The sequence below is a fragment of the Arthrobacter sp. RT-1 genome (assembly GCF_003367205.1).
Lineage (GTDB): Bacteria > Actinomycetota > Actinomycetes > Actinomycetales > Micrococcaceae > Arthrobacter.
Genome location: NZ_QRGQ01000024.1, coordinates 170741 through 182580, shown reverse-complemented (window position 1 = coordinate 182580; position 11840 = coordinate 170741). Strand labels below are relative to the sequence as shown.

At 65.7% G+C, this 11840-nt stretch carries 9 protein-coding genes; 3 read left to right on the top strand and 6 right to left on the bottom strand.

Features of this window, described 5'->3' with window-relative positions; genetic code table 11:
- Positions 1-54: 54 nt before the first annotated feature.
- Positions 55-1512 carry a dipeptidase gene (locus DXK94_RS16490; protein WP_115525776.1) on the bottom strand — a complete coding sequence of 486 codons (1458 nt, stop codon included), beginning with the start codon at positions 1510-1512 and terminating at the stop codon, positions 55-57.
- 89 nt (positions 1513-1601) lie between these two features.
- Between DXK94_RS16490 and DXK94_RS16485 the strand changes: the two genes are divergently transcribed.
- A complete protein-coding gene (locus tag DXK94_RS16485; RefSeq protein WP_115525848.1) occupies positions 1602-2204 on the top strand; it encodes a DUF3043 domain-containing protein in 603 nt (200 codons plus the stop codon).
- Positions 2205-2308: 104 nt separating this feature from the next.
- On the opposite strand, the gene DXK94_RS16480 is transcribed toward DXK94_RS16485, so the two are convergent.
- Complete coding sequence (locus tag DXK94_RS16480; RefSeq protein WP_115525775.1) at positions 2309-3379, bottom strand: quinone-dependent dihydroorotate dehydrogenase; 1071 nt, start codon at positions 3377-3379, stop codon at positions 2309-2311.
- Positions 3380-3455: 76 nt separating this feature from the next.
- On the opposite strand from DXK94_RS16480, the gene DXK94_RS16475 reads away from it, so the two are divergent.
- Entirely contained in the window at positions 3456-4439 is a 984-nt protein-coding gene (locus DXK94_RS16475; protein ID WP_115525774.1) for an alpha/beta hydrolase, read from the top strand.
- 29 nt (positions 4440-4468) lie between these two features.
- Here DXK94_RS16475 and DXK94_RS16470 read toward each other — a convergent pair whose 3' ends face one another.
- The 3 genes from DXK94_RS16470 to leuA form a co-directional block, all read right to left on the bottom strand.
- Positions 4469-5320, bottom strand: a complete 852-nt coding sequence (locus DXK94_RS16470; protein ID WP_115525773.1) for an isoprenyl transferase — start codon at positions 5318-5320, stop codon at positions 4469-4471.
- Positions 5321-5322: 2 nt separating this feature from the next.
- The gene (gene recO, locus DXK94_RS16465; RefSeq protein WP_079596169.1) at positions 5323-6075 is read right to left on the bottom strand and encodes a DNA repair protein RecO; all 753 of its coding nucleotides are present in this window, start codon (positions 6073-6075) and stop codon (positions 5323-5325) included.
- Between the two features lie 87 nt (positions 6076-6162).
- Positions 6163-7902, bottom strand: coding sequence for a 2-isopropylmalate synthase (leuA, locus tag DXK94_RS16460; protein ID WP_079596170.1), 1740 nt, complete (start codon positions 7900-7902; stop codon positions 6163-6165).
- Positions 7903-8153: 251 nt separating this feature from the next.
- On the opposite strand from leuA, the gene DXK94_RS16455 reads away from it, so the two are divergent.
- Positions 8154-10106: a M13 family metallopeptidase gene (locus DXK94_RS16455; protein WP_115525772.1), complete on the top strand. Its 1953-nt coding sequence runs from the start codon at positions 8154-8156 to the stop codon at positions 10104-10106.
- Between the two features lie 69 nt (positions 10107-10175).
- Here the strand turns inward: DXK94_RS16455 and DXK94_RS16450 are convergent, their stop codons facing one another.
- Positions 10176-11732 (bottom strand): LCP family protein, encoded by a 1557-nt coding sequence (locus tag DXK94_RS16450; RefSeq protein WP_115525771.1) that lies wholly within the window; start codon positions 11730-11732, stop codon positions 10176-10178.
- Between the last annotated feature and the right edge of the window lie 108 nt (positions 11733-11840).

The following is an 11840-nucleotide window of genomic DNA, read 5'->3' as shown; positions in this document are numbered from 1 at the left end:
CTAACTCCTCACGTAACCATGGAAGGCCACCGGTTGTTCCCGCAGACGGTTTTTTCAGGCCCCGGAACCCTGAAGCCCGTCCCTGTTAAGGCGGGCCAGCATCAGGGCTTCGGCCAGGATTGCCTTCCGGAAGTCGCCAAGGTGCAGGGACTCATTGGCACTGTGTGCGCGCGAATCCGGATCCTCCACGCCCGTGACCAGGATCTGTGCGTGCGGATAGAGCTCCAGCAGGTCGGCGATGAAGGGAATGGAACCGCCGATCCCCGTCTCCACGGCGGGCACGCCCCACGCTTCACCCAGCGCCCACATGGCCACAGTGGCAGCCGCCGAGGACGTGTCAGTCTGGAACGGGTTGCCGCTCTCCCCCGGCGTGAATATGACCTTCGCGCCGAAGGGCGCGTTGGCCTCCAGGTGCCGGCGCACCGCCTCCATGGCCTCCGACGGGACCTGTCCCGGAGCCAGCCGCAGGCTGAACTTGGCGCGCGCACGGGGCAGGAGGGTGTTGGATGCGACGTCGACGCCCGGGGCGTCGAACCCGATGATGGACAGCGCCGGTTTGGTCCAAAGGCGCGAGGCGATGCTGCCTGACCCTGCCAGGCGTACGCCGTCGAGCACTGACGCATCGGCGCGGTAGTCCGCCTCCGGCAGGTCCACTGTGGCATTGTCCGTTGCCACGAGTCCTTCGATGGCGACGTTGCCCTCGTGGTCGTGCAGGGTGGCAATCAGGCGGGAAAGCAGGGTGGGGGCGTCCAGCACGGGGCCGCCGTACATACCGGAGTGGACGGCATGCTCCAGCACCTGGACCTCAATGACCCCGTCAACAAGCCCGCGCAGGCTGGTGGTAAGTGCGGGTATGCCCACTTTCCAGTTGCTGGAATCGGCAACGACAATAACATCGGCGCGGAGCATCTCACGGTTGGCTTCGAGGAACGGGCGGAAAGTGGGAGAACCGGCTTCCTCCTCCCCTTCAAAGAAGAAGGTGACGCCCAGGCCAAGCGCATCCCCCAGGACTTCGGAAACAGCCGCGTAGGCCGCCACGTGTGCCATGATGCCGGCTTTGTCGTCCGCTGCGCCGCGTCCGTACAGCCTGCCGTCCTTTTCCACTGCAGTGAAGGGCTTCGATTCCCACAGCGTTTCGTCCCCTGCGGGCTGGACGTCATGGTGGGCGTACAAAAGGATGGTAGGTTTGCCCGCCGCGGCGGCGCGGCGGGCGACGACGGCGGGACCGCCCGGGGTGCCGTCCGCTTTGTTGCACGCCAGGATCTGCACCCCGTCCAGGCCTGCACTGCGGAGCAGTTCCGCAACGGCTTCCGCGCTCCTTTCCAGCGGCGCCCTGTCGAAGCTGGGCCAGGCGATGCCCGGGATGGCAACAAGCTCCTTGAGCCGGCTCAGCGTGCTGTCGAAGGAGCGGTCGATGGAGTTCCTGAGGTCTGCCGTCCAGGAGCTTTCGTCAAGGCCCGGGATTGTGGGGCCGCTGGAGTTGTGCGGGGTGGCCGTCGGCGATGAAGTCATGGCGGAAACATTACTCCCGTCACATCCGCCTCCAGCGGAAGCGCCGCCCAACAGGCATTTCCTGCCCACCCGCAAGGTATTCTGTTGTGGTGTTCGGACGTAAAAAGGAAGCGCCTTCGGCGCAGGAATCAGTAGACCAGCAGGCGGCGGAAGCGGCAGCGCGGCAAGGCGGCGTGACGGGCAAGGGCGCCCCGACTCCCACCCGCCGGGCGCAGGAGGCGGCTCGCAGGCGTCCACTGGTGCCGGAGGACCGCAAGGCGTCCAAGGCGGCTGAGCGCCAGGCTATCCAGGACCAGCGGCAAAAGATGCGCCAGGCACTGGATACGGGTGATGAGAAATTCCTCCCCCTGCGTGACAAGGGCCCCCAGAAGCGCTTCGCCCGTGATTTCGTGGACGCCCGATTCAGCCTGGGCGAGTACCTCATGTTCGGCGCGCTCGTTTTTGTCCTGGTGTCGCTGGTGGTGCCGGCGTCCAGCGACCTCATGATTTATGTCCTGGGCGGATTCTGGGTGATGTTCCTGGCCGTCTTCATCGACGTCTTCATCCTGTCCCGCAAACTCCGCAAGCGGCTGACCGAAAAGTTCGGCGAGGTGGAGCGCGGCACGGTGTGGTACGGCTCCATGCGTTCGCTGCAGTTCCGCAAGCTCCGTCTGCCCAAGCCCCAGGTCAAGCGCGGACAGTACCCGGCCTGATCCGTCGAGTCCATCCACACCAACAACAATGAGCTAACCCCGGCGGTATGAACCGCCGGGGTTAGTCGTTTAAGGAGCCGTACGAGACTGCGGCTCCTGCCAGGTCAGGACCGGCGGTTTTTCGCAAGCTGGCGGTTGATCCGGGCTGCCCAGAACGGGCCCTCATAGAGGAATGCAGTGTAGCCCTGGACGAGTGTTGCCCCGGCGTCGAGCCGTTCCTGGACATCCTGTGCTGTTTCCACACCGCCCACGGCCACGAGGGTCAGTTCGCCGCGGGTTGCTTCCTTGAGCCGCCGCAGGACGTCCAGGGACCGCTGCTTGAGGGGCGCTCCGGAGAGCCCGCCGGCGCCGCACTTTTCCACCTGCTCGGCCGGGGATGTGAGGCCGTCCCTGGCGATTGTTGTATTGGTGGCGATGATGCCGTCCAGCTTCAGGTCCAGGGCGAGGCGCGCGACGTCGTCGATATCCTCGTCGCTCAGGTCCGGCGCGATCTTCACCAGCAGCGGCACATGGCGCCCCGCTGCGCGGTCAGCCTCTTCGCCTACTGCGGTGAGCAGGGGCCGCAGGGTCTCCACATCCTGCAGCAACCGCAGGCCGGGAGTGTTCGGGGAACTGACGTTGACCACCAGGTAGTCGGCGGCGGGGGCGAGGCTGCGGGCACTGACGAGGTAGTCGTCCACCGCGTCGGCGAGCTCCACCACTTTGGTCTTGCCGATATTGACCCCGATCACGGGGCGAACCCCGCGGTGCCTGCGCTGCAGCGCCGCCCGGGCAGCCTTTAGACGGGGTGCCACCGTGTGGGCGCCGTCGTTGTTGAATCCCATCCGGTTGATGACGGCACGGTCCTGGACCAGGCGGAAGAGCCGCGGCTTTTCGTTTCCGGTCTGGGCCTGGCCGGTGATTGTTCCTACCTCCACATGGCCGAAGCCCAGCTCGGTGAGGGCTTCGATGCCGTGCCCTTCCTTGTCAAAGCCGGCAGCCAGGCCAAACGGCGACGGGAAGGTGACACCGAAGGCGGTGGTCTGCAGGGACGGCGCAGGTGCCGTGAGCTTCTGGAGGACCTTGCCGGCGCCGGAGGCATGCGCAAACCGGATGCCTTTGAACCCGATTGTGTGGGCGCGCTCGGCGTCCATCCATGAAAAGGCCAGCCTGAAGAAAGTGGGATAAACGCGCATGCCACCAGTCTTCCGTCTCCGGCGTCTCAGACCAAAATGGTACAGACCAAATGCTTTGCCGGATTAGCATGAAGCCATGGAGTGGCAGCCGGACATCCTGGGTGAGGAGTTCGAGTCCCGCGCCTTTGTGGCCGCCGGGGACGACGGCGTGGAGCGGACTGCGACGCTGGTCCGGTTCCGCCCGGCGAACCACTCAGGTTCGGCCCGGCAGGCCCGCAGGGCAGTCCTTTTCCTGCACGGTTGGAGCGACTACTTCTTCAATGTGGACCTGGCGCGCTTCTGGTCCGGCGCAGGCTATGACTTCTATGCACTGGACATGCACAACCACGGCCGGAGCCTGCGCCCTGAAGACCCGGGCGGGTACGTTGCAAACCTCGCGGACTACGACGCGGAAATTGACGTGGCGTGCCGGCTTATCAGCGGGGAGGGCGGACCGGGGCCATTGACACTGATGGGGCATTCCACCGGCGGACTGGTGGCGGTCCTGTGGGCCAGCAAACACCCGGACGCGGTGTCACAGCTGATCCTCAACAGCCCATGGCTGGAGATGCACGGGAGCACCCTGGTGCGGCTGGCGGCTTCCGGCATGGTGGGACCCGTAGCCCGGTTCCGTCCCGAGGCTGTGCTCCGGCTGCCGGAGCGGGGCTTCTACTGGCGCACTATCAGCAGCGCCGCTGACGGGGAGTGGGCCCTGGATGAACGGTACCGCCCGCCTATGGCCTTTCCCGTGCGGGCCGGGTGGCTGAGCGCGGTGCTGGCGGGCCATGCCCGCGTGGCCCGCGGCCTTGATATCGAGGTGCCCATACTGGTCCTGCTGTCCCGCGGAAGCGCGAACGGACTTTTCTGGTCCGAGGAGATGCGGCGGACCGACGCCGTGCTTGATGTGCATGTCATTGGCGCACGGGCGCTTACCCTTGGCCGCACCGTTACCGTAGAGCGGATCGACGGCGCCCTGCACGACGTGTTCCTCTCCCCCGCCGCAGTCCGTGCCGACGCGTATGCCCGCCTGGCCCGCTGGCTCAAAGCCTACGGGGACCAGGACCCGGCCGACGGGCGATAAGGAATACCGTCCGTACGCACGAGGGACAGCTAGGGCGTGGCCGGGCTTTCCGCGGCGGCACCAACGGGCTTCGCAGCGTCCACGGCGCCGCCGTACCTGCGGTCCCGCCGGGCGTACTCTTCAACGGCAGCCCACAGGGTCCGCCGGTCGACGTCAGGCCACAGGGTATCCATGAACACGAACTCTGCATACGCGGACTGCCACAGCAGGAAGTTGGACAGCCGCTGCTCTCCCGAGCTGCGCAGGAACAGGTCCACGTCGGGAAGGTCCGGCTCGTCGAGATATTTCTGGATGGTCCGCTCAGTGATGGCCCCTGGCTTGATCCTTCCCGCTGCGACCTCGGCAGCGATTGCGGACACGGCGTCCGTGATCTCCGCGCGGCCGCCGTAATTAACACACATGGTCAGCGTGCAGGTGCTGTTGCCGGCGGTGAATTCCTCCGCCGCTTCCAACTCGCGGATAACTGATCCCCAGAGCTTGGGCCGGCGGCCGGACCAGCGGACGCGCACTCCCCATTCGTCGAGCTGGTTCCGCTGGCGGCGCAGCACATCCTTGTTAAATCCCATGAGGAAGCGGACTTCCTCGGGCGACCGCCGCCAGTTCTCGGTAGAGAAGGCGTAGACGCTGACATACTCAATCCCGAGCTCGATGGCCCCTGCCATGACGTCCAGCAGCGCGGGTTCGCCGGCTTTGTGTCCCTCGATCCGCGGCAGTCCGCGCTGGTTGGCCCACCGGCCGTTGCCGTCCATAACGATGGCCACGTGCCGCGGGATGAACTCTGCCGGAATGGTTGGCGCCACGGCGCCGGACGGATGCGGGTACGGGGCCACCACCGGGTGGGTGCGCCGGCGGGATGTGTTGGTCTTTTTGCCCAGGGCCACTGTCAGCTACGCTCCACATGCTTGAGGGATTTGAGAACTCGTTCGAGGTGCCATTGCAGGTAGGCCGCCACCAGGCCTGCCGCCTCCTTGCGGTGGACCGGCAGCGATCCGTCCGCGGTGGGCCAGTCGCCCGTGAGCAGGGCTGCCAGCAGTACCACTGTTTCGGGTGCGGGCGCGGGCGATCCCGGAGGCCGGCACCCGCTGCAGACCATGCCGCCGAGCGGCGCTGCGAACGCTGTATGCGGGCCCGGCTGCCCGCAGCGGGCACAGTCGGTGAAACTGGGGGCCCAGCCGCCGGTGGCCAGCGCCCGCAGCAGGTAGGAATCGAGGATGAGGCCGGCGGCGTGCTCATTCCTGCTCAGGGCGGCCAGGGCCCCGACCAGCAGGTTGTACTGCGCAGTGCCGGATTCGCCGTCCGCGTCTGTGAGCTTCTCTGCGGTCTCGGTCATGGCCGCGGCCACGGTGTACCGGCCGTAGTCAGCGGCGATGCTTCCCCCGTAGGCCCCCTTGGCGACGGCCTGGGTGACAATGTCCAGGGTGCGGCCGGACACCAGCTGAAGGTCAGCGACCATAAAGGGTTCCAGCCGCGCACCGAACCGGCTGCTCGTGCGGCGGACGCCTTTGGCGACAGCCCGGACCTGGCCGTGGTGCTTGGTCAGCAGCGTGATGATGCGGTCGGCCTCGCCCAGCTTATGGGTGCGGAGCACGACGGCGTCGTCCCGGTACGCGCGGGAGGCGAAAGACTGTTGGGCCACGCTTTTATCTTCCCATCCCCTCCGGGCGTGCGGCTGCCGGACACTGCCGTGCCGCCGGGATGACCCGGCGGCACGGCAGGAAGGGCATCAGGACTGTGCGTCGCGGATGGCGCGGTTAACAGCGGAGATGACGGCCTTCAGGGACGACATGCTGGTGTTGGCATCGATGCCCACACCCCACAGGACCCGCTCCCCCACGGCACATTCCACGTAGGCGGCGGCCATCGCGTTGCCGCCTTCGGAGAGTGCGTGCTCGCTGTAGTCGAGCACCCGGACGTCCACGCCGTCCTCCCGCAGGATGCTCAGCAGCGCGGCGATGGGTCCGTTGCCGGTGCCCGTCCGGCTGACCTGCGCACCGTCAACGGTGAGGGACGCGTGAAGCGTCATTCCGCCGTCGTCGTCCGTTTCGGTTTTGACGGCACCCAGGGAGTAGCGGCCCCACTGCCCGTCAGCTTTGCCGGACGGCAGGTATTCGTCCTGGAAGACCTGCCACAGCTGGGCCCCGCTGACTTCGCCGCCCACTGTGTCCGTGCGCTTCTGGATGACGCCGGAGAACTCGATCTGGGCGCGGCGCGGCAGGTCCAGGCTGTGTTCGTTCTTGAGCAGGTAGGCCACGCCGCCCTTGCCGGACTGCGAGTTGACCCGGATGACTGCCTCGTAGCTGCGGCCCAGGTCCTTGGGGTCCACAGGCAGGTACGGGACCTGCCAGGTGAAGTCCGCCACGTCCTTGCCGGCCGCGGCGGCGTCACGCTCCAGGGCCTCGAAACCCTTCTTGATGGCGTCCTGGTGGGAACCGGAGAAGGCGGTGAACACCAGGTCGCCGCCGTACGGGGAACGCTCGGGGACGGGCAGCTGGTTGCAGTATTCGACGGTCCGGCGGACATCGTCGATGTTCGAGAAGTCGATCATGGGGTCGATGCCCTGCACGAAGAGGTTCAGGCCCAGGGTGACCAGGTCCACGTTGCCGGTCCGCTCACCGTTGCCGAAGAGGCAGCCTTCGATCCTGTCGGCACCGGCCATGTAGCCGAGTTCGGCGGCAGCCACGCCCGTGCCGCGGTCATTGTGCGGGTGCAGGGAGAGGATGATCCCTTCGCGCGGGTGCAGGTGCCGGCTCATCCATTCGATGGAATCGGCGTAAACATTGGGGGTGGCCATCTCAACAGTGGCGGGCAGGTTGATGATGACCTGCCGGTCGGCGGAAGCCTCAAACACGTCGGCGACGGCGTTGCACACGCGGACGGCATACTCCAGTTCCGTTCCGGTGAAGGACTCCGGGGAGTATTCGTAGGTGACGTGCGTGTCCGCGAGGGTTTCCTCGTACTTCTTGCACAGCCGCGCGCCCTGCAGGGCGATGTCCAGGATTCCGTCCTCGTCCTGGTTGAAGACGACGCGGCGCTGCAGGACGGAGGTGGAGTTATAGAGGTGGACGATGGCCTGCTTGGCCCCGACCAGGGATTCGTAGGTCCGCTCGATCAGGTGTTCGCGGGCCTGCGTGAGGACCTGGATGGTGACGTCATCCGGGATGTGGTTGCCCTCGATGAGCTGGCGGACGAAGTCGAAGTCGGTCTGTGACGCGGACGGGAATCCGACCTCGATCTCCTTGTAGCCCATGCGGACCAGCAGATCGAACATCTTCATCTTGCGGGCCGGGCTCATGGGGTCGATCAGTGCCTGGTTGCCGTCCCGCAGGTCCACAGCACACCAGCGGGGAGCTTTGGTAATGATCTTGTCCGGCCAGGTGCGGTCCGGCAGTTCGACTTTGATCTGGTCCTGGAACGGCGTGTACCGGTGGGCAGGCATTCCTGAGGGCTTTTGTGCGTTTCGCATTACTGGGGGCCTTTTCTGGAGATCTTCATTGAAAGGGTGGCCGGGCAACACAAACTCCGCAGCGAGGGTGGGCCTTGCGCTAGATCGCGTCTGAGGCCTCGCCGCGGCAGCTAAGGAGAAGGAGCTCTGCACGCACCATTTGAGGGTAACACGCGTGCGTAAGATGAAAGGGCACTACCGTCCGTAAAGTCCACCATGCAGACCCTTCCGGTGTTCCAACCGGCCGCGGCCTTCAGCAAAAAGGAGTTTCAGTGCCCATTTCGGGGATCGACCTGTCCACCATTGATCACACGGTCCGGCCGCAGGATGACCTGTACCAGCACGTAAACGGTGCATGGCTTAAGGCCACGGAAATTCCCGACGACCGGCCCCTGGAAGGCACGTTCACCGCATTGCGGGACGGTTCCGAAATCGCCGTCCGCGACATTATTGAGGAAGCAGCCGCCAAGGCTGACGCTGCCAGCGGAATCGAGCGGAAGATCGGCGGGCTGTACAACAGCTTCATGGATGATGCTGCCGTGGAAGCCAAAGGCATGGAGCCTATCCGCCAGCGGCTCGCCGAGGTTTTCGCCACCACGTCCACCGCTGACCTCATAGCATTGGCCGGCCGGCTGTTCCGCTCCGATGTGGGCGGTCTTTTTTATATCTACCCTGCCCCGGATGCCGGGAATCCGGACCGCGTCCTGCTGTACACGGGACAGGGCGGCCTGGGACTTCCTGACGAGTCGTACTACCGGGAAGAAAAGTTCGCCCCCATGGTCTCCGCCTACAAGGAGCATGTGCAGACCATGCTCGCGTTGGCGGACGTGGCGGATGCGGAAGGCGCGGCCGGACGGGTGGTTGGGCTCGAAACAAAGCTGGCGTCGCACCATTGGGACAACGTCACCCTCCGGGATCCGCAGAAGACCTACAACCTGAAAACGGCTGAGGAAGCATTTTCACTGTTCCCGCACCTGGCCACCTGGTTCGACGCCGCCGGCATCGAACCGGACAAGCGCCAGGAAATTGTGGTGAGCACGCCGGACTTCTTTGCCGGCGCGGCGGGGCTGATCGAGTCCGAGCCGTTGTCCACGTGGCAGGAGTGGCTGGCCATGCGGGTCATCAGCGCAGCGGCACCTTACCTGTCCTCTGCTTTCGTGGACGCTAATTTCGCGTTCTACGGCACCACCATCAGCGGGACGCCCCGGAACAAGGACCGCTGGAAGCGCGGGGTGGGCGTTGTGGAGGCAGCCCTGGGCGAAGCCGTGGGCCAGATCTACGTCGCCCGGCATTTCCCGGAGACCCACAAGGCCCGGATGCAGACGCTGGTGGCCAACCTCATCGAAGCCTACCGCCGCAGCATCACGGACGTGGGCTGGATGGGTGAGGACACCAAGGCGGAGGCCCTCCGGAAGCTTGAGGGGTTCCGGGCGAAGATCGGCTTCCCCGATGAATGGATTGACTACTCCGCGGTGGAGATTGATCCCGCCGACCTGCTGGGCAACGTGGAGCGGGCCCATAATGCCGACGTCGACCGGCACCTTGACGAGGTGGGCAAGCCGGTGGACCGCAACAAGTGGCTCATGACCCCGCAGACGGTCAACGCCTACTACCACCCGATGATGAACGAGATTGTGTTCCCGGCAGCCATCCTGCAGCCCCCGTTCTTCACGGCGGACGCCGATGACGCCGTGAACTACGGCGGCATCGGCGCCGTGATTGGCCATGAGATCGGCCACGGCTTCGACGACCAGGGCTCCCAGTTCGACGGCGGGGGCACGCTGCGGAACTGGTGGACGGAGGAGGACCGCCAGGCGTTCGAGCAGCTCACCGCGAAGCTGGTGGCCCAGTTCGATGCGCTGGCACCCACCGCGGCGCCGGACCACCACGTCAACGGGCGGCTCACGCTCGGCGAGAACATCGGCGACCTGGCCGGGTTGGCAATCGCGTACAAGGCCTACCAGATCAGCCTGGACGGCCAGGAACCCGAGGTCCTGGACGGGCTCACCGGGCAGCAGCGCTTCTTTGCTTCGTGGGCCGCCGGCTGGCGCCAGGTCATCCGGCAGGAAGAGGCAATCCGCAGGCTTGCCACGGACCCCCACTCCCCCAACGAGTTTCGGACGAACGCCATCGTGAAGAACCTGGACGCCTTCCACGAGGCGTTTGAGGTCAGCGAAGAGGACGGCATGTGGATGCCGCCGGCGGAGCGCGTCAGCATCTGGTAACAGCCAGGCAGAACAACTGAATCGGGGCCCGCCTTCCGGCGGGCCCCGATGCAGTTAAGCAGCCTGGCTTTATTCAGAAACGATGAGGTACGGGTTCGCCTGCTGGCATGTCTCGTCGCCGGCCGTCTGGTTGACGATGTTTTCCGGCAACGCGGCAGCCGCGCCGTACGTGGTGCCCGTCGTGAAATCAGTGCCCAGATAGACCTGGACTCCCGAAACTGCGGGAAGGGCAACGGTCTGCCCGGCCGGGATCCCGAGTACCGCGGCAACGTCGGCCGCGACATCCGCGAAGCCGGGACCGTAGTAGACCACCGACTGCGCCACCGCTGTTGCCTCAAACTGGGCAGCCTGCGTGAAGCCCCCGGAGATCAGCGCCTGGACAATTTCCTGGGAACGACCGGGGACGCCGGTGCCGTTCGCCACCGCGACAGCCTGAAGTGCCTTGTCATAGGGCGGCTGGGCCGGGGCAGTTTCGGTCGGGGCGGCCGACGGCGGGGCGGTTTCGCTCGGCGAGGGCGTTGCGGGAGCGGTGGGGTCGGTCAGGTCGACGTCCTTGCGGAGGGCAGCAAAGAGCTGGGAGCCGGCCGGCTCGGCGATCTGGAGCCTGTTGGGGTCAAGGTCTGCCGGGGCGGTGGGGACGGCGACGAACGCCACCTTGCTGATGTCGATGTCCTTGAGCCGGTTGCCGATGGTCAGCAGGGTGGGAACCGAGGCCAGCCCTTCATCCACGGTCAAATTCTGGGTAACGACGTCGGCGATCTTCAGCATCTTGCCGGGATCGGCCAAGGTGCCGTCGTCCTTGATCTTCCGCGTCAGCGAGGAGAGGAAGCCCTGCTGGGCCTTGATGCGGCCCAGGTCGCCGCCGTCGGCAAATGCGTGGCGGGTGCGCAGGAACGCAAGTGCCTGCTCTCCCTGGACCATGGAGGTGCCCGCCGGCAGCCGAAGCCGGGAGTCGGGGTCATACACGGCGTCGCTGATGCAGACTTCCACGCCGCCCACGGCATTGGAGAGTTCCTTCACGGCGTTGAAGTCGGCCATCATGAAGTGGTCCACCTCCAGCCCAGTGATCCTGTTGACGGTATCCACGGCGCAGCCGATGCCGGCTTCCGTCATTGCCTCGTTGATCATGACGTCGCTGCGGGCAGGGTATTCCGTACCGGTTTCCCCGTCTTTGCACTCGGGAATGTCCACCAGGAGGTCACGCGGGAAGCTGATGACGCTGACGCGCTTGTTGTCCTCGGAGATGTCCATGAGCATCATGACGTCAGACTTGCCGTAGCCTGCGGAAAGGTCGGCTTCCCCGTATTCGGCGTTCTTCCCGTCGCGGGTGTCCGAGCCCAGGATGAGGATCTGCATCCTGCCGGTGGCGTCGCTGACCGTCTCGCTGTTTCCCCCGCCCGCGTTCAGCGGGGCCTTGGAAATATTGCCCTGCAGGCGCAGGTACCAAAACCCGGCGAACGCGATGCCTCCCACGATGGCCAGTGACAGGACGGCGGTGACAACCTTCAGCCACACGGGCATTCCCCGCAGGGAGCCAAGGTGGCGCGCTGCCCCGGCAGTGCCATCGTCCGCATGGCGGGACGCAGGTCCTGTTCCGGGTGACACGTCAGCCCTTTTGTCGCGCATGTCGCGGCCTCGCCCCACGTGGTGAACCTTCCTCTAAAATCAAAATCCGGTCCATTTTAGTGGCCCAGTCTGGGAATTGCCCGGCAGCGCTGCAGCGGCACCGGTGAA

Bases quoted from the DNA above. Each gene is read 5' to 3' on its own strand.
- DXK94_RS16480 (WP_115525775.1), bottom strand. From the start codon at position 3,379: ATGCGCGTTTATCCCACTTTCTTCAGGCTGGCCTTTTCATGGATGGAC.
- leuA (WP_079596170.1), bottom strand. From the start codon at position 7,902: ATGCGAAACGCACAAAAGCCCTCAGGAATGCCTGCCCACCGGTACACG.
- DXK94_RS16475 (WP_115525774.1), top strand. From the start codon at position 3,456: ATGGAGTGGCAGCCGGACATCCTGGGTGAGGAGTTCGAGTCCCGCGCC.
- DXK94_RS16450 (WP_115525771.1), bottom strand. From the start codon at position 11,732: ATGCGCGACAAAAGGGCTGACGTGTCACCCGGAACAGGACCTGCGTCC.
- DXK94_RS16490 (WP_115525776.1), bottom strand. From the start codon at position 1,512: ATGACTTCATCGCCGACGGCCACCCCGCACAACTCCAGCGGCCCCACA.